The 17,289-nt window shown below is 63.1% G+C and carries 15 protein-coding genes and 2 pseudogenes; 8 read left to right on the plus strand and 9 right to left on the minus strand.

The window, feature by feature from the left end; all coding sequences use genetic code 11:
* Positions 1-50: 50 nt before the first annotated feature.
* Complete coding sequence (locus KHO49_RS24950; protein WP_213665958.1) at positions 51-656, minus strand: flavin reductase family protein; 606 nt, start codon at positions 654-656, stop codon at positions 51-53.
* 161 nt (positions 657-817) lie between these two features.
* On the opposite strand from KHO49_RS24950, the gene KHO49_RS24955 reads away from it, so the two are divergent.
* The 3 genes from KHO49_RS24955 to KHO49_RS24965 all read left to right on the plus strand — a co-directional run bounded on the left by KHO49_RS24955 (position 818) and on the right by KHO49_RS24965 (position 3,192).
* On the plus strand, positions 818-1,591 hold the full coding sequence (locus KHO49_RS24955; protein WP_102860213.1) for an SDR family oxidoreductase: 774 nt from the start codon (positions 818-820) through the stop codon (positions 1,589-1,591).
* Positions 1,592-1,701: 110 nt separating this feature from the next.
* The gene (locus KHO49_RS24960; RefSeq protein ID WP_102880962.1) at positions 1,702-2,607 is read left to right on the plus strand and encodes a LysR family transcriptional regulator; all 906 of its coding nucleotides are present in this window, start codon (positions 1,702-1,704) and stop codon (positions 2,605-2,607) included.
* 57 nt (positions 2,608-2,664) lie between these two features.
* A complete protein-coding gene (locus KHO49_RS24965) occupies positions 2,665-3,192 on the plus strand; it encodes a GNAT family N-acetyltransferase (RefSeq protein ID WP_102880963.1) in 528 nt (175 codons plus the stop codon).
* 56 nt (positions 3,193-3,248) lie between these two features.
* Here the strand turns inward: KHO49_RS24965 and KHO49_RS31615 are convergent, their stop codons facing one another.
* The 4 genes and pseudogenes from KHO49_RS31615 to KHO49_RS31630 form a co-directional block, all read right to left on the minus strand.
* Positions 3,249-3,794 (minus strand): methyl-accepting chemotaxis protein, encoded by a 546-nt coding sequence (locus KHO49_RS31615; RefSeq protein ID WP_258010339.1) that lies wholly within the window; start codon positions 3,792-3,794, stop codon positions 3,249-3,251.
* Positions 3,792-4,565 (minus strand): annotated as a pseudogene (locus KHO49_RS31620) (PAS domain-containing protein); the annotation flags it as partial. The gene KHO49_RS31615 and the pseudogene KHO49_RS31620, both read right to left, overlap by 3 nt.
* Before the next feature lie 190 nt (positions 4,566-4,755).
* Complete coding sequence (locus KHO49_RS31625; protein ID WP_240322062.1) at positions 4,756-5,289, minus strand: methyl-accepting chemotaxis protein; 534 nt, start codon at positions 5,287-5,289, stop codon at positions 4,756-4,758.
* A 12-nt stretch (positions 5,290-5,301) separates the two neighbouring features.
* Positions 5,302-6,072 (minus strand): annotated as a pseudogene (locus KHO49_RS31630) (PAS domain-containing protein); the annotation flags it as partial.
* Positions 6,073-6,294: 222 nt separating this feature from the next.
* On the opposite strand from KHO49_RS31630, the gene KHO49_RS24980 reads away from it, so the two are divergent.
* On the plus strand, positions 6,295-6,789 hold the full coding sequence (locus KHO49_RS24980; RefSeq protein WP_102860208.1) for a RidA family protein: 495 nt from the start codon (positions 6,295-6,297) through the stop codon (positions 6,787-6,789).
* Positions 6,790-6,805: 16 nt separating this feature from the next.
* Here the strand turns inward: KHO49_RS24980 and KHO49_RS24985 are convergent, their stop codons facing one another.
* A complete protein-coding gene (locus KHO49_RS24985; protein ID WP_102860207.1) occupies positions 6,806-7,138 on the minus strand; it encodes a DUF2790 domain-containing protein in 333 nt (110 codons plus the stop codon).
* A 329-nt stretch (positions 7,139-7,467) separates the two neighbouring features.
* Between KHO49_RS24985 and KHO49_RS24990 the strand changes: the two genes are divergently transcribed.
* The 3 genes from KHO49_RS24990 to KHO49_RS25000 all read left to right on the plus strand — a co-directional run bounded on the left by KHO49_RS24990 (position 7,468) and on the right by KHO49_RS25000 (position 9,993).
* The gene (locus KHO49_RS24990; protein ID WP_102880966.1) at positions 7,468-8,796 is read left to right on the plus strand and encodes an OprD family porin; all 1,329 of its coding nucleotides are present in this window, start codon (positions 7,468-7,470) and stop codon (positions 8,794-8,796) included.
* Between the two features lie 177 nt (positions 8,797-8,973).
* Positions 8,974-9,192: a hypothetical protein gene (locus KHO49_RS24995; RefSeq protein WP_213665959.1), complete on the plus strand. Its 219-nt coding sequence runs from the start codon at positions 8,974-8,976 to the stop codon at positions 9,190-9,192.
* A 342-nt stretch (positions 9,193-9,534) separates the two neighbouring features.
* On the plus strand, positions 9,535-9,993 hold the full coding sequence (locus tag KHO49_RS25000) for an REP-associated tyrosine transposase (protein ID WP_102880968.1): 459 nt from the start codon (positions 9,535-9,537) through the stop codon (positions 9,991-9,993).
* 326 nt (positions 9,994-10,319) lie between these two features.
* Here the strand turns inward: KHO49_RS25000 and KHO49_RS25005 are convergent, their stop codons facing one another.
* The 3 genes from KHO49_RS25005 to KHO49_RS25015 form a co-directional block, all read right to left on the minus strand.
* The gene (locus KHO49_RS25005; protein ID WP_213665960.1) at positions 10,320-13,457 is read right to left on the minus strand and encodes a CusA/CzcA family heavy metal efflux RND transporter; all 3,138 of its coding nucleotides are present in this window, start codon (positions 13,455-13,457) and stop codon (positions 10,320-10,322) included.
* A 26-nt stretch (positions 13,458-13,483) separates the two neighbouring features.
* The gene (locus KHO49_RS25010) at positions 13,484-14,662 is read right to left on the minus strand and encodes an efflux RND transporter periplasmic adaptor subunit (protein ID WP_170004415.1); all 1,179 of its coding nucleotides are present in this window, start codon (positions 14,660-14,662) and stop codon (positions 13,484-13,486) included.
* 197 nt (positions 14,663-14,859) lie between these two features.
* On the minus strand, positions 14,860-16,110 hold the full coding sequence (locus KHO49_RS25015; RefSeq protein ID WP_213665961.1) for a TolC family protein: 1,251 nt from the start codon (positions 16,108-16,110) through the stop codon (positions 14,860-14,862).
* Between the two features lie 384 nt (positions 16,111-16,494).
* On the opposite strand from KHO49_RS25015, the gene KHO49_RS25020 reads away from it, so the two are divergent.
* Positions 16,495-17,169 (plus strand): heavy metal response regulator transcription factor, encoded by a 675-nt coding sequence (locus tag KHO49_RS25020; protein WP_102860200.1) that lies wholly within the window; start codon positions 16,495-16,497, stop codon positions 17,167-17,169.
* Positions 17,170-17,289: the final 120 nt, after the last annotated feature.

The following is a 17,289-nucleotide window of genomic DNA, read 5'->3' on the forward strand; positions in this document are numbered from 1 at the left end:
GGCAGAGCGCTGGACTTGCAGGTGCTGGATCACGCCCAGCAGACGTTGACTCAAACCTCACCGGCCTGGGGCAACTGACGACCGTCAACGGCGTCGCCAATGGTCAGGAAATGCCCACCCGCTACATGGTGCAGGGTGCGCAGCGAGTCCTGACCCTCGAAGTGCCAACGCCCTTCGCTGAACACTCGGGTATCGGCCTGGGCCGCAATCACCTCACCGAGGAACAGGTCGTACTGCTGGTGATTGTGGGGCTCGGGCAACAGCCGGCATTCCAGCCAGGCCACGCAACCTTCCAGCAGCGGAGCCTCAAGGGCCTGGCCGGCAAAGGTCGATAAACCATAGGCGCAAAACTTGTCGCGCCCGGCGTGGTGCAGCTCCAGTCCGGAGCTGTTGCCCAGGCTCTGCACAATGTCCACTTGAGCGGCGCAGGGCACGTTGAGGACGAAGGTGCCCGAAGCCTCCAGCAGCTGCCGGGTCCAGGTGGACTTGTCGAGCACCACGGCAACTTTCGGCGGCTCGAAATCCAGGGGCATCGCCCAGGCCGCGGCCATGATATTGCGCTGGCCACCATGGGCCGCGCTGACCAGCACCGTAGGGCCGTGATTGAGCAGGCGGTAGGCTTTTTCCAATGGCACCGGACGACGAAATGCAGGCATGGCAGGCTCCTGAAAAAAATCCGATTGTAGCCCTATCCAGCCCTCGGGCAGACCGCGGCATTGGATGGATTTTCTGGATAATCCGTCCAGCCGCCGACGGCTTATCCACGCCCTTCCAAAGACTAGACTCAGCCTTCACCAACCGTCGAAGGAGCCGCACCATGGCCGATCATTCCCTGAACAACAAAGTCGTGTTGATTGCCGGAGGGGTGAAAAACCTCGGCGGCCTGATTGCCCGTGATCTTGCCAGCCACGGGGCCAAAGCCGTGGCCGTGCACTACAACAGCAGCGCCAGCCAGGCCGACGCCGAGCGCACCCTGGCGGCGCTCAAGGACCTGGGGGTCGAGGCCCACGCCTGGCAGGCCGACCTCACCAGCGCCAGTGCCGTGGAGCGTCTGTTCAGCGAGGTCAAGGCGCGTTTCGGCAAGATCGACATCGCCATCAACACCGTGGGCAAGGTGCTGAAAAAACCCATAGTCGACATCAGCGAAGACGAGTACGACCAGATGTTTGCGGTCAATGCCAAGAGCGCGTTCTTCTTTATCAAGGAAGCCGGCAAACACCTGGAGGACAACGGCAAGCTGGTGACCCTGGTGACGTCGCTGCTGGGAGCCTTCACCCCGTTCTATGCCGCCTATGGCGGTTCCAAGGCACCGGTGGAACACTTCACCCGGGCCGCAGCCAAGGAGTTCGGCGCCCGCGGCATCTCGGTCACCGCTGTAGGGCCAGGCCCCATGGATACGCCGTTCTTCTACCCTGCCGAAGGGGACGACGCGGTGGCCTACCACAAGAGCGCCGCGGCCCTGTCGCCTTCGAGCAAGACCGGACTCACTGATATCGAGGATGTGGTGCCCTTCATTCGTCACCTGGTGACCGAGGGTTGGTGGATCACCGGTCAGACCTTACTGATCAACGGCGGCTACACCACCAAGTAATCCTGGCGCCCAAGGGGTAAATTGGCCTGCCGAGCCGCTGCATCGATCGCCTCGGACGATGCCGCGATCCATTGCCGCTCGGTGTCCCCCGAACCAGGATCGTTCATACGATGGATAAGCTTGAACAATACCGCGTGTTCATCCAGGTGGCCGACATGGGCAGCTTCATCAAGGCCGCCCATGTCCTGGAACTGCCACGGGCTACCGTCTCCTCCGCCGTGCAGCAACTGGAAACCGGCCTCGGCACGCGCCTGCTGCACCGCACGACCCGGCATGTGCAATTGACCGCCGACGGCGCCATCCTTCTGGAGCGAGCCCGGCGTCTGCTGGCGGATGCATCCGAACTCAGCCAACTGTTCCAGCATCGCCAGGTGGATGTCAGTGGACGTCTGAACATCGACGTACCCAGCCGCATCGCCCGGCGCCTGATCGTGCCCGCCCTGCCCCAATGGCTGGCGCAATACCCCGACCTGCAACTGGCGCTGGGGGCCTGCGATCGCAGCATCGACCTGGTCCAGGAAGGCATCGACTGCGCGATCCGCGTCGGCAGCCTGGCGGACAGCAGCCTGATCGCCCGTCCCCTGGGACGCCTGGCGCTGATCAACTGCGCCAGCCCCGCCTACCTCGCCGAACATGGCGAGCCTCGAAGCCACCAGGACCTGCAGAACGGCCAGTGGATGGTGGGCTACGCCTCCCCGGACACGGGTCGAGAGCAGCCCTGGGAATACCTGCAGGAAGGTCGCGAGCACCTGCTGGGCCTGCCCAGTCGGGTGATCGTCAACAACGTCGAGAACTACATTGCCTGCTGTCGCCAGGGCCTGGGGCTGATCCAGGTGCCGCGCTTCGATGTGCAGCATCTACTGGAGCGCGGCGAACTGGTGCAGGTGCTTCATGAACTGCCGGTGGCGCCCATGGAAATCAGCGCACTGTACCCCGACCGCCGCCATCGCTCGCGCCGTCTCAATGTGTTCATCGAATGGTTTGCCGAACTGATCAAACCGCACCTGGAGGCTTGAAGTCGACCTGCAGAACGTGAGATGAAAGCGCCTTCAACGGATTGAGGCCACCGGACCATGACGCACCTGTACATCACCGCCCCGCAGCCTGACGACGTGCATGAACTGCTAGCTTTTGAACAAGAGAACCGCGTTTTTTTCGAGGCCTCGATCAACGCCCGACCCGCCGCGTACTACTGTGCCGAAGGCGTCGCCGAAGCCATCGCCCAGGCTCGACAGGACGCCGAAGCGGATCGCGGCTATCAATTCCTGATCCGTGAAAACTCACAGCTGGTGGGACGCATCAACCTGCACCGGGTACAGCGCGCCTACTTCAATTGCGCCGAACTGGGCTATCGAGTGGGCGCCCGTTTCAACGGCCGCGGCATCGCCAAGGCGGCGGTGGAGCAAGTCCGGCAACGGGCCTTCGGGGAGTTGCAACTGAGCCGCATCGAAGCCAACGCCCGCCCGGAGAACCTCGGCTCGGTGCGGGTACTGGAGGCGTCAGGGTTCTCCCGCTACGGCCATTCACGCCGCAGCTTCCTGCTGCACGGGCAGTGGTTCGACCGTTTGCATTACGAATGCCATGGGCCGTTGCAACACTGAAACCTCCGCGTCCGCTGGGCCAGGCGGACGCGAAACTTGAACCCTCAGCGTGACACTCAGCTGGACAGCTGACTGGCGAACTGCCCCACCGCGCCCACCACTTTCTGCGCACCGTCCTGGATCTCGACGATCACCGCGCCGGCCTCCGCCGCCAGGGTCAGGCCCTGCTCGGCTTGCTGGCGACCTTCGGCCATCAGTTCCACCGCCGAGCGGGCCATGTCCTGGTTGTGCCGGACCACGCCGACGATTTCGTCGGTGGCGTTGCTGGTACGCGAGGCCAGTTGTCGGACCTCGTCGGCGACCACGGCGAAACCGCGCCCCTGTTCACCGGCCCGAGCGGCCTCGATCGCCGCATTGAGGGCCAGCAGGTTGGTCTGCTCGGCAATCCCGCTGATGGTCTTGACGATGCTGCCAATCACCAGGGACTGCTCGTTCAGGGCTTCAATACCGTCACCGGCGTCTTGCATGCACTTGGCCAGGTCACGCATCACGTCCAGGGTTTGGGTGACCACCGCCGAGCCGCGCTGGGCGCTGGTATCGGTTTGGCGGGAGATGCTGTAGGCGATGTCGGCGGCCTCGGCCACCGAGCGTTCCTGGTTCACCTGATCGGTGATCAGGGTGGCGAACTTCACCACTTTGTACAGCTGGCCGTTGGCATCCAGCACCGGGTTGTAGGAGGCGTCGAGCCACACGACACGCCCCTGGCTGTCGATACGCTTGAAGCGGTCGGCGACATACTCGCCAGCGTTCAGGCGCGCCCAGAACTCCTGGTACGACGGCCCCTCATATTCCTGGGGTTCGCAAAACAGACGGTGGTTCTGGCCCTGGACTTCATCGAGGCGGTAACCCATGCAGGCCAGAAAACGCGGGTTGGCGGTCAGCACCCGGCCTTGCAGATCGAACTCGATCACCGCAGTGGAACGCAGCAACGCCGCCATCAGGTTTTCATGCTCGCAGGCGCTTTCCACCGACGCCGTCTGGTCGCTGCAGATCAGCGAGTAGTGGTCCAGGCGCCCGGCGCTGTCATGGACCGGCTGCACGCAGGTATGCAACCAGGCGTCACGGCCGTCGCCCCGCTGCAGGCGCAACTGGCCGATGTAGCCTTCGTTGCGCCCCAGGGCCGCCTGGAAAGTGCGATACAACTGCGTCGCCTGGGTGTGGCGCGACACAATCTGCTCCAGGGGCTGCCCACAGAGCTGTTGGCCATCAAGGCCCAAGGTGCGTGTGAAGTTCTGGTTGACCCGACGGATCACCCCCTCGCCGTCCAGTTCGATGCTGAGCACCTGGGTTTCCAGACAGGCCTTGAATTGCTGCAGAGCATTCAGCTCGTCGCTCAAGGTGGCAAGCTGTTGCTTCAAACGTTTGTTGAACATGGATACACCGACAGACTAAGAGTGGATACAGCGACCCTCTTGCCATCGGCGCTGCGTGACCTTTCTCCAAGCCGTGCGCAGCGTTTCAGAATATTCTTAAGACCTCTTCGGAAATTTCCTCAAGGCCATCGTGGCCGGCGAACGCCGTGCCGAGAGGATGAGCGGTGCCCCGGCACCGGGGCCCCACGACTCAGGTCGACAGTTGATTGGCGAACTGACCCACCGCGCTCACCACTTTCTGTGCGCCGTCCTGGATCTCGACGATCACCGTGCCGGCTTCTGCGGCCAGGGCCAGGCCCTGCTCGGCCTGCAGCTTGCCTTCGGCCATCAACTCCACGGCTTCACGGGCCATGTCCTGGTTCTGCCGGACCACGCCGACGATTTCTTCGGTGGCCTTGCTGGTACGCGAGGCCAGTTGCCGGACCTCATCGGCGACCACGGCAAAACCCCGTCCCTGCTCACCGGCACGGGCTGCCTCGATCGCCGCATTGAGCGCCAGCAGGTTGGTCTGCTCGGCAATGCCGCTGATGGTCTTGACGATGCTGCCAATCACCAGGGATTGCTCGTTCAGGGCGCCGATACCTTCGCCGGCCTCCTGCATGTGTTTGGCCAGATCACGCATGACGTTCACCGCCTCGGTGACCACCGTGGTGCCGCGCTGGGCGCTGTTGTCGGTCTGCAACGAGGTGCTGTAGGCAATGTTCGCCGCTTCGGCCACGGCCATTTCCTGATTCACCTGATCGGTGATCACCGTGGCGAACTTCACCACCTTGTAGAGCTTGTTGTTGGCGTCCAGCACCGGGTTGTAGGACGCCTCCAGCCAGACCACCCGGCCGTGGGCATCGATCCGCTTGAAGCGTTCAGCGATGAATTCCCCGGCATTCAGGCGTCTCCAGAACGCCTGGTAGGCCGCGCTGTTGTACTCCTCCGGCTCACAGAACATGCGGTGATGCTTGCCCTTGATCTGCGCCAGGCTGTAACCCATCCCGGCCAGGAAACGGTCATTGGCGGTCAGCACATGGCCATTGAGATCGAACTCGATCAGCGCGGTGGAACGCATCAGCGCGCCGATCAGGTTCTCGTGCTCGCGGGAGGCCTCGATGGTGCGGGTCAGGTCGCTGGAAAAGATCGCGAAGTACTTGATCCGGCCCTCTGAGTCGCGAATCGGCTGGGAAATGGCGCGCAGCCAGGCTTCCTCACCGTTGCCCCGCAACAAGCGCACCGCCCCGGCAAAATGCTCGCCCCGGGCCAGGGTCGCCTTGAAGCGCTGATGGAACTCGTCGCGCTTGACGTGTTCCGGGACGATGTCCTCCAGGGCACGCCCCACCAGATCGCCTCCCTTGTAGAGCATTTCCTGGGCGAAGTTGTGGTTGACCGATTGAATCCGTCCATCGGCGCTCAAATTGATCACGAGCATCTCGCTTTCAAGACTTTCCTTCACTTGCTGAAGGCTCGAGAGTTCTTCACGAAGCGCCGACAACTCTTGCTTCAAGCGTTTATTGAACATGAGGATGCACCGGGGACGGGGGGACTGAAAAAAATGGGCTGCTTTGGGCCTAACATCGGCCCTGAAAGTATTTTCTTAATAGCAACTGCGACTTGTCCGACCAAAAAAATTCAACGGCAGGCAAAGCCCGTCGATACGGGGCTTTCGCCGAAGATTCATCGCCGCGTTGGAGCGCGTATAGTCGGCTTCTGGAAATTCCACGGCGATCGACGGAGTTGGACTATGGACGCAACACGCAAGGCACTTTTCCAGCAGGCGGCAGCCCGGATCGGCCACAGTTTCGAAGGCGAGATGCGCATTGGCGGCAACTATGTGCCGGCGGTGCGTAACGGTGATGAGGTCTATGTCAGCGGGCAGATCCCGCGCATCGACAACACGGTGATGGTGGTCGGCCGGGTGGGTGCCGAGACGTCCCTGGAGCAGGCCCGGCACGGGGCACAGATTTGTACCCTGCGAGCCCTGGCGATCCTGGAACAGATGCTCGGCGACCTGCAGCGGATCAAGCGCATTCTGCGAATCAACGTCTATGTGCAGAGCGCGGCGGACTTCACCCAGCAGAGCGAAGTGGCGGATGGCGCCTCAGAGATCCTGTATTCGGTGTTTGCCGAGGCCGGCGTGCACACACGCACTTCGCTGGGGGTCTATCAGTTGCCGAAAAACGCCTCGGTGGAAGTCGACATGATCGTTGCCCTGCACCCCGAGCCAGGCGACGCCTGAGGGCACGACACCGGAGTCAGCTGCCGTTGTTGCGGCACTGACCCACCACCTGATATTCGATGGTCTTGAGCTGACCGGCGGAGTCTTCATACGTCATGCGCGAGGGCACCACCTCGCAGGACTTGGCCGCAGGCGTCACATTGACCACCCTGGCGATATCCAGCGCCATGCCATAGCGGTAGCTCTGCACCACCGGGGCCGGTTTGCCCTGGCTTGCGGCATAGCGCTCCATGGCCTTCTGGTTCTCCAGCATGGCGCGAGTAAAGGTGCGATCACCACCGCCCTCGGCCAGGGCCAGGGCAGAAATGGACAGCAGCAACGCGGCGATACTCAAGTTGAACAGCTTCATGACAGTTTCCTCGTCCAGTTGACTCCAGCGAGGATAAGGAACCGACCCTGTCAGAATGATCGCGGGCACATTACTTATCTGTAATGCCCCTTAAGGCAACTTCCCTCCCATTGCCATCGCCCCTGTTCATGGGGGTTTCAGAGGCTTTGGCCGAGCGCTACCAGCGTCCTTTCTTGCACAATTGTAATCACCGGGTCACCTCGCCGTTATCGACTGTTTGCAACTATCGACAGCGACTTTCAGGGCGCTTCTGCGCCGGTCAGTCCCCCCAATAAGAACGCCTCTGGCGATATAAAAGTTGATAGCTGCCAACACTCAGGAGCGACCCCATGCGAATCAATCCCCCTCTGTCCCTGTCCGTGCTTGCCGCGGTACTGGGGCTGTGTCCCGTGGCGGCGGTAACCGCCGAGGAACGACCCGAAGGCTTTGTCGAAGGCAGCCGCCTCGACCTGTTGCTGCGCAACTACTACTTCAACCGCGATGATCGCAAGGGCCAGTCCAGCCCCACCGGCAACGGTTACTCCGAAGCCTGGGCCCAGGGCCTGATCGGCAAGTTCGAGTCCGGCTTCACCCAGGGCACGGTCGGCTTCGGCATCGATGCCTTCGCCATGTACGGCCTCAAGCTCGACTCCGGCAGCGGGCGCAGCGGCGGCCGTGGCTCCTTCGGCATGCTGCCGGTGAACCACGACAACGAGCCCGCCGACGGCTATGGCAAGGCCGGCGGCGCGGTGAAACTGCGAGCCCTGGACACCGTGGTGAAAGTCGGCGACGTGTTCCCCAAGACGCCGGTGGTGCACTACGGCGACTCGCGTCTGCTGCCGGAAAGCTTTCGCGGGGTGACCCTGGAAAACACCAGCCTCGACGGTCTCAACCTGCAGGGCGGGCGCCTGCACGCCATGAGCCAGCCCGACAGCAGCGGCATGCGCGACGGCTTCGCCACCTTCTACGCGGGCAAGGTCGACTCGCCCTGGGTCGGCTACTTCGGTGGCGACTACAAGTTCAACCCCAACCTCAGTTTCAGCCTCTACAGCAGCCGCCTGAAAGACGCCTGGGATCAGTACTACTTCGGCACGGCGGTGAACTACCCGGTGTCCGACGACCTGACCCTGTTCAGCGGCTTCAACTATTACAAGGCTGTGGACGAGGGCAAGAAACTGCTGGGCGAATTCGACAACAACATCTGGAGCGCCAAGGTCGGCGCCACCTATGGCGCCCACACCCTGGCCCTGTCGCACCAGCGCAACAACGGCAACGACGACTTCGACTACCTGCGCCAGTCGGACTCGATCTTCCTCGACAACTCGATCCAGTACAGCGACTTCAACTCGCCCAAGGAGCGTTCGTGGATGGTCCGCTACGACCTCGACATGCAGACCTTCGGCATCCCCGGTCTGTCGTTCATGACCCGCTACGCCCGCGGCAGCGACGCCGACTACAGCCATGCCAACTCGGTGTACATGCGCCGCGACGCGGCGGGTGATCCGCTGACCGATCAGCGTCGCTGGGAGCGGGACATCGAAGCCAAGTACGTGTTCCAGGGCGGCACGCTCAAGGACCTGTCCCTGCGCATCCGCCAGGCGACCATCCGCTCCAGTCAGTTCGAGTCCGACCTGGAAGAATTCCGACTGATCGTCGAGTACCCCCTGGCCCTGCTCTGATGTACCTGGCCGGGCAGGTTGACGCCTGCCCGGTGTTAAAACTTCTTCACAGACGCATGGCTTTCAGAACTGTAATATCGGCCTCACCTTCTCGTTAGGTTGGCCTCCATATACTCCTGAACACACTCGAATCCGCCGTGATTCCCCCCGGCCGGCGAGCTTGTCAGGAGAAACACCATGGGTCCCACCCGACTATTGTTGATCGGCCTTCTGGCCACTACCGGCTCCGCCGTCTGGGCATCTGATGGCAGCGAACGCCCACGGCAGGTCCGCGACACCTTCCTCGCCAGCCAGGAACAGATTCACGGCAACGCCAGTCAGCAAACAGCCGCGGCTGGCACCGGCACTTCCCCTCGCGACGCTGGCGCATCCGCTACGACCGAGGAAGATATTTAACGGCGATGGCCTACCGAGCACATTCATCTCTTGAAGCGTTTTTTTGATGCTCCTTTGGAAAGAGATGAATTTTTAGCGTCCCGCATGGGACGCTTTTTTTTGCCCGAGAATTACCGGCCATGCTGGGCTTTTTCAGCCGCTGCCGCAGGCTGCGAACACCTGCGCAGGAGGCGCCGTTCTTTACCGCGCTGAAGGTCCTGCGGACCTTTGCGCAGCTTCGCCTTGGCTCAGCAGCGGCTACAGGGATGCAAGAGAGACACAGGTGTTAACGAGATACATCTGTTAACAGGCCGAGCCAGGACTAGCGTGAAGGGATCGTTCCAGCACAGGGAGAGCCGGGTAATGCAATTCCGATCCAATGGTTATCGCCTGCTCAAAGGACGACACACACAGATCGGTAGAATCTACGCGATAACCGCCGTGACCGAACAGCGACGCCCGATGTTCAGCGACTTCTACCTGGGGCGGCTGGTGGTCGAACAAATCAGGGCCCAACACGAAGCGGGACTCATCCACTCCCTGGCCTGGGTGGTCATGCCTGATCACATTCACTGGTTGTTCCAACTGCAGAAATGCTCACTGGAAGAGTCCTTGTGCCGGCTCAAGTCACGAAGCGGGCGCAACATCAACCAGCGCCTTAACCAGCGTGATCGACTGTGGCAAAAAGGGTATTACGAACGGGCCATCCGTCGCGAAGCAGACCTCAAGGCGCTTGCCCGCTACATCATCTACAACCCGGTTCGAGCGGGACTGGTCCAGCGCGTAGGCGACTATCCCCTCTGGGATGCCGCCTGGCTCTAACCCACCCGCCCTGTAGCCGCTGCTGAGCCATGGCGAAGCTGCGCAAAGGTCCGCAGGACCTTGCCTGACCATCTCCCGCCAAACCCGCAGCGGCCTCAAGAACGCCGCGGCCCTTCGTGCCGTTCGCAGCCTGCGGCAGCGGCCACACAAATCCCCGATCGGCACTGGCCCTGTAGCCGCTGCTGAGCCACGGCGAAGCTGCGCAAAGGTCCGCAGGACCTTGCCTGACGATCCCCCGCCAACCCCGCAGCGGCCTCAAGACCGCCGCGTCCCTTCGACGGAGTGCCGCCCAGCCCGCTCACAGCCTGCGGCAGCGGCGACAGGCGCTAATCCTCTTCCTTGCGGTGCGCCCATTGGTACAGCGCCGGCAGAACCAGCAAGGTGAGGATGGTGGACGACAGGATGCCGCCAATCACCACGGTCGCCAGGGGCCGTTGTACTTCGGCGCCGGTGCCGGTGGCCAGGGCCATGGGGATAAACCCCAGGGACGCCACCAGCGCGGTCATCAGCACCGGACGCAAACGGGTCAGGGCGCCTTCGTGAATGGCCGTGGACAAGGGGCGCCCTTCCTCGCGCAGGTTACGGATAAAGGCAATCATCACCAGGCCGTTGAGTACAGCGACACCGGAAAGTGCAATAAACCCCACCCCCGCCGAGATCGACAGCGGAATATCCCGCAACCACAGGGCCATGATCCCGCCGGTCAGGGCAAAGGGAATGCCGGTGAACACCAGCAGGCCGTCCTTGAGGTTGTTGAACATCATGAACAACAACCCGAACACCAGCAGCAGCGCCACCGGCACCACCACTTGCAGGCGCTGGGACGCCTCCTGCAATTGCTCGAACTGGCCGCCCCAGGTGGTCCAGTACCCCGCCGGGACCTTGACCTTCTCGCCAATCAACGCCGTGGCTTCCTCGACAAATGAACCGATATCCCGCCCGCGAACGTTGGCGCTGACGATCACCAGGCGCTTGCCGTTCTCGCGGCTGACCTGATTGGGGCCCAACACCAGATCGAGGCTGGCCACTTCCGACAGGGCGATAAAACCGATCTGCCCGTTGGACGTGCCCGCGGTCGCCGGGATCGGGATCAGCAGCCGCGAAAGGCCGTCAATGTCGGTACGCAGTTGGTCCGAGAGACGCACCACCATGTCGAAACGCCGGTCGCCTTCATACAGGGTGCCGGCCTGACGCCCGCCCACCGCCACCGCAATGGTGTCTTGCACATCGCCCACATTCAGGCCGAATCGCGCCGCCTTGTCGCGGTCGATATTGATGGTCAGCACCGGCAGGCCGGAGGTCTGCTCGACCTTGACTTCCGAGGCACCGGACAAGCCCTGCAGGGCCGTGGCGATTTCATTGGCGGTCTTGTTCAGCACGGTCATGTCGTCACCGAACACCTTGACCGCCACATCGCTGCGCACCCCGGAAATCAGCTCGTTGAAACGCAGTTGGATCGGCTGCGACAGTTCATAGGCGCTCCCCGGCACCAGGGCGCTGGCGCGCTGGATATCAGCAATCAATGCCTCCCGGGACTTGCCCGGGTCCGGCCATTGCGCCTTGGGCTTGAGCATCACGTAACTGTCGGAAATATTCGGCGGCATCGGGTCCGAGGCGATCTCCGCGGTGCCGGTGCGGGCAAACACCCGCTCGATCTCCGGCACCTGCGCCAGCAGGGTTTTCTCCAGGCGCTGCTGCATGTCCACCGACTGCGTGAGGCTGGTGCCGGGCACCCGCAGAGCCTGTTGGGCGAAGTCGCCTTCGCTGAGGCTGGGAATGAATTCACTGCCCATGCGGCTGGCCAGCACACCGCTGCCCAGCAGGATCGCCGCGGCCGCCGCGAAGGTCGTCGCACGATGGCCCATGACCCAGTCCAGCACCGGGGCGTAGCCACGCTTGGCGCTGCGCACCAGCAGGTTTTCCTCTTCCTTGACCTTGCCGGTGACGAACAGCGCAATGGCCGCCGGGACGAAGGTCACCGAGAGGATCATCGCCCCCAGCAGGGCCATGACCACGGTGAAGGCCATGGGGTGGAACATCTTCCCGGCCACCCCGGTCAGGGCGAAGATCGGCAGGTACACCACCATGATGATCAACTGGCCGAAGATCAGCGCACGCCGGGCCTCCTTGGCCGCGGCAAAGACTTCATGCAGGCGTTCGGAGCGAGTCAACATGCGGCCGTGGTGCTGCTGGGCATGGGCCAGGCGGCGGATGGCGTTCTCCACAATCACCACCGCGCCGTCGACGATGATGCCGAAGTCCAGGGCGCCGAGGCTCATCAGGTTGGCGCTGACCTTGTTGCTGAACATGCCGGTGAAGGTGAACAGCATCGACAGTGGAATCACCAGGGCAGTGATCAGCGCGGCGCGAATATTGCCCAGGAACAGGAACAGAATCACGATCACCAGCAACGCGCCTTCGAAGAGGTTCTTCTTCACCGTGGCGATGGCTTTTTCCACCAGGTTGGTGCGGTCGTACACCGTGACCGCCACCACCCCTTCGGGCAGCGAGCGGTTGATCTCTTCGAGCTTTTTCGCCACAGCCTGGGACACGCTGCGGCTGTTCTCGCCGATCAGCATGAACACCGTCCCCAGCACCACTTCCCGGCCGTTCTCGGTGGCCGCGCCCGTACGCAGTTCGCGACCGATCTGCACCTGGGCGACATTGCGCACGCGGATCGGCGTGCCGTCGCTGCTGCTGATGACGATGTTGGCGATGTCCTCGATGGACGCCAGTTGCCCCGGCGCACGGATCAGCAACTGCTCGCCGCTGCGCTCGATGTAGCCGGCGCCGACGTTGGCGTTGTTGCGCTCCAGGGACGTCACCAGATCATTCAGGGTCAGCTTGTAGGCCGCCAGGCGCTTGGGGTCCGGAGCGATCTGGTACTCCTTGGCGAAGCCACCGATGGTGTTGATCTCCGCCACGCCCTGCACGTTGCGCAGTTGCGGCTTGATGATCCAGTCCTGGATCACCCGCAAGTCGGTGGGGGTGTAGGGCGTGCCATCTTCCTTGCGCGCACCGTCCTCGGCCTCCACGGTCCAGAGGAAGATTTCCCCCAGCCCGGTGGAGATCGGCCCCATCACCGCCTCCACGCCTTCGGGCAGTTGCTCCCGAGCCACTTGCAGGCGCTCGTTGACCAGTTGCCGGGCGAAGAACAGGTCGGTGCCGTCCTTGAAGATCACCGTCACCTGGGACAGGCCCGAGCGCGACAGCGAGCGGGTCTGCTGCAACCCCGGCAAGCCGGCCATGGCGGTCTCGATGGGAAAGGTGATGCGCTGCTCGGTTTCCAGCGGCGAAAACCCTGGCGCTGCGGAGTTGATCTGCACCTGGACGTTGGTGATATCGGGGACCGCGTCGATCGGCAGCTTCTGGTAGCTGGCGATGCCGACCCCGGCCATCAGCAGCACCGCCAACAGGACGATGATGCGCTGCTCGATGGCGAATTGAATGAGGCGCTCAAACATGGGAAATCACTCTGTGCTGTGACCGATCAATGGCCATGGTCGGCCGAGCCTTTGCCCAGCTCGGACTTGAGGGTGAAGCTGCCACGGGTGGCGACCCGGGCACCGGCGGCCAGGCCTTCGCGGATCTCGACGAAACCGTCCTGAGTGGCCCCGGTGACCACCGGCGTGGCCTGGAAGCCCTCGGCCACCCGGACAAACACCGAAGGCCGGTCTTCCACGGTCTGGATCGCCGTCTGCGGCACGCTGACCGGCGCTTCGAAGGCCTCGGTGGCCACTTGCACCGAGACGAACAGCCCCGGGCGCCAGGCGTCATCGGGGTTGGCCAGGGTCACCCGCACGGTGGCGGTCCGGGTCTGCTCCCCCAGCAAGTTGCCGACGTAGGCCACCTGGCCCTGGACCTGGGTCCCCAGCTCACTGGAGCTGACATTCACCGCCTGACCGACCCGGACTTTGTCCAGGTCCTTGGGAAACACCCCGAAGGTGGCCCAGACCCGGGACAGGTCCGACAGGGTGAAAGCGGCGCTGGTTTCGCTCACCACTTCGCCGACGCTGAGGTGTTTCTCCACCACCACGCCATCGAACGGCGCGCGCATTTCATAGCGATTGCCCCCCACCAACTGCGCACTGCCACTCAGTGCATTCATCTTCTGCCGGGCATTGTCGAGGGCGATTTGCGCTTCTTGCAGGGTCTGCCGCGCCAGCAGGTAATCCTGCTCGGCGGAGATCTGGTCGACCCACAACTGGCGTTCACGCTCGAAAGTGGTACGGGCCAGTTCCACCCGCCGCCCGGCAGCCGCCAATTCACTGCGCAGGTCAGACACCTGCTGGCTGGCAATGACCGCCAGCAACTCGCCACGCTTGACCGCCTGACCGAGATTGACCTGCACCGACTCCACCACGCCGGCAGCCCGGGGCACGATGTGGGAGGTGCGATCCTCGTCAAAGCGGATTTCCCCCGGCAGGCTGAGCAGGCGGTTGAGGCGCCGGGGCCCGGCCTCGGCCAGCTCGATACCGGCCGCCTGGATCTGCTCGGGGCTGAGCTCCAGATGCCCTTCAGGTTCGTCTTCGCCATGCCCGGCCGGCTCTGCCACTGCAGGTGCCTGGGTGCGGGCGGGGGTAGCGAACAGGTCCGGCAGCAGCAAGGCCGCCGCTCCCAGGCCGACCACCGCTGAAATGGCCATGACAAGGCTGCGTTTTTTATCCATGGGTGCTCCTGACAATCGATGTTCGGCAGCGCGAGAAGCGCCTTACGAGGTAGGCGGAAAGAAAAGTTCGTCGAGAGCCCGGTGCCATTCATGGACGCACCAGTGCCGGGGCGGCTCATCCGGCGGCGCCAGCGGTGCACCGCTGCAATCGCTGACCAGCAGGGCGGCCAGGCACGCGAGGCCCCTCAACCAGGCTTTCACCAACGGCTGAGGTCGCCGTAGATGCGTTCGATCCGCACCCAGGCATCGGTGGTTTGCGCCACGGCGGCAAGGTACTGGCTGCGGGCGCTGATCAAGGTGCGCTGGGCATCCAGTACTTCGAGGAAGCTGAACTTGCCCATCTCGAAGCCCCGGGTGGCACTGTCCACTGCGCGCTGGGCCGCAGGCAGGATGATCTGGTTGAACGACTGCACCTCGCCCCTGGCGGTGCTCCACTGCTCCAGGGCCTGGCGGGTTTCGCTGCGCAGGCGCAGCTCGGTGGCGTTGCGCAGGTCCCGGGCCTGATCGGCGCGCCGGGCGGCGGACAGCACATTGCCCTGGTTGCGGTTGAACAGCGGCAGCGGCATCGACAGGCCCACCAGGTTCACCCGCTCGCGGGCACTGGCGTCGTACTGACTGCCAACGCTGACGTCGAGGTCGGGAATGCGCTGGGCTTTTTCCAGGCCCAGGGACGCCTCGCGCTGGACAATCTCCTGCTCCGCCAGACGCAGCTCCGCGGTCTCCTGCAACCGATTCAGCAATTGCGCCGAAGCCGGCGGAGTGACCACCGCCAGCGAGGGCTCCTGCACGGCGGCAAAGTCCGTGGTGGCAGCGCCTGTGATCCTGGCCAACTGCCGATAGGCATTGTCCTGCTCCATCTGGCCACGATTGAGTTCCAGGCGAACTTCTGCCAACTGCACCTGGGCCCGGGTGGCTTCCACCGGCGAGGCCTTGCCGGCATTGACCCGCCCCTGGGCCACCGTGACACCGCGCTCGGCCAGGGCCAGGGAACGCCCGGCCAGTTGCGTGCGCTCCTGGGCCCGCAGGGCGGCGTAGAAAGCCTCCAGGACATCGGCCCGCAGCTGGTTGCCCCGTCGCTCCAGTTCCAGGGCCGCCAGCGCCTGGCCGCGGCTGGCCAGCTCCACCCGAGCGCCGCGCTTGCCTCCCAGTTCCAGCGCCTGGCTGAGTTTGACCGAGGTGGTGCGGGTATCCCTGCGGGTGTCCTCGGCATCCACCGACAGCACCGGGTTGGGCATCAGCCCGGCCTGTTGGCGAGCGCCCTGGGCGATCTCGATCTCCCAGCGTGCGGCGGCCAGTTCGGGGTTGTTGGCAAAGGCATTGGCCAAGGCGCTATCCAGGCTCAGCGCGGGTGGCTCGGCAGCACTCGGAGACTGCGCCAGCAGCGCCAGCAGCAGCGCCGCAGAGCAGCGCCAGGCTGCCCGGGGAAGTGTTCTCGGGAAAGTCGGCATAACAGGTTCCGGCCCCTATAGAGGCAACGTTTCTGCGAAAGTGCAGCGGAACATATCGGTGGTTATTCAACAGCGCCCTGGCCGATATGGAACTGCAACAGTTCGCCCATTGACTGGGAGAGTTTCAATATCGACCAAGGGTAACTTTCGCTGCTTATCAGCAGGGTGGCGCAAAGATTACAAATCCGTTAGCAAAGGCTCTGCATCAACGTTCTGTATTAACATTCCGCCATCCAAAGACAATGCCAGACGCACTTTAAAACGCTCCAAACAAAGTTAAAGGCGTCTCAAGCTGCCTGCATGAAAGTGCACTTTTAAATTATTAATCCCGTCATTTACAGCAACTTTCTTTTACTGCCCCTTATCGCCGAGAACCTCATCAGCATGCGTATCCTGGTTATCGAAGACGAACTTAAAACTGCCGACTACCTGCATCAGGGACTGACTGAAAGTGGATATGTGGTGGATTGTGCCAATACCGGCGCAGATGGCCTGCACCTGACCCGCCAGCACGCCTACGACCTGGTGATCCTGGACGTCAACCTGCCGCAGATCGACGGCTGGGGCGTGCTGTGCCAGATCCGCCAGGACAGCAACACCCGGGTAATGATGCTCACGGCCCAGGGACGGCTGGCGGACAAGATCCGAGGGCTGGACCTGGGGGCCGATGACTACCTGGTCAAGCCGTTCGAGTTCCCCGAACTGCTGGCCCGGGTCCGCACCCTGATGCGCCGCAGCGAACAGGCAGCGGTGCCCGACGTACTCAGGGTCGCCGACCTGGAACTGGACCAGGGCCGGCACCGGGCCTTTCGCGGTAAACAACGCATCGATCTGACCACCAAGGAATTCGCCCTGCTGCACCTGCTGATGCGTCAGAGCGGCGTAGTGCTGTCCCGGACCCAGATCATCTCCTTTGTCTGGGACATGAACTTCGATTGCGACACCAACGTGGTGGAAGTCTCGATCCGCCGCTTGCGAGCGAAGATCGACGACCCTTTCGAGCGCAAACTGATCCACACCCTGCGGGGCGTGGGCTACGTACTCGAAGAGCGCGACTGAGCCGCACGATCGCCTCGCCGGCCAGACCACCTTTTTGCTCATGCATCTGCTGATGCCCCGCCGGCTCCACCTGCTCGACCTCGATCCCGTCCGGCACGCCTTGCAGGAGCAGGTACATGC

Source organism: Pseudomonas sp. RC4D1 (genome assembly GCF_018390395.1).
GTDB lineage: Bacteria > Pseudomonadota > Gammaproteobacteria > Pseudomonadales > Pseudomonadaceae > Aquipseudomonas > Aquipseudomonas danubii.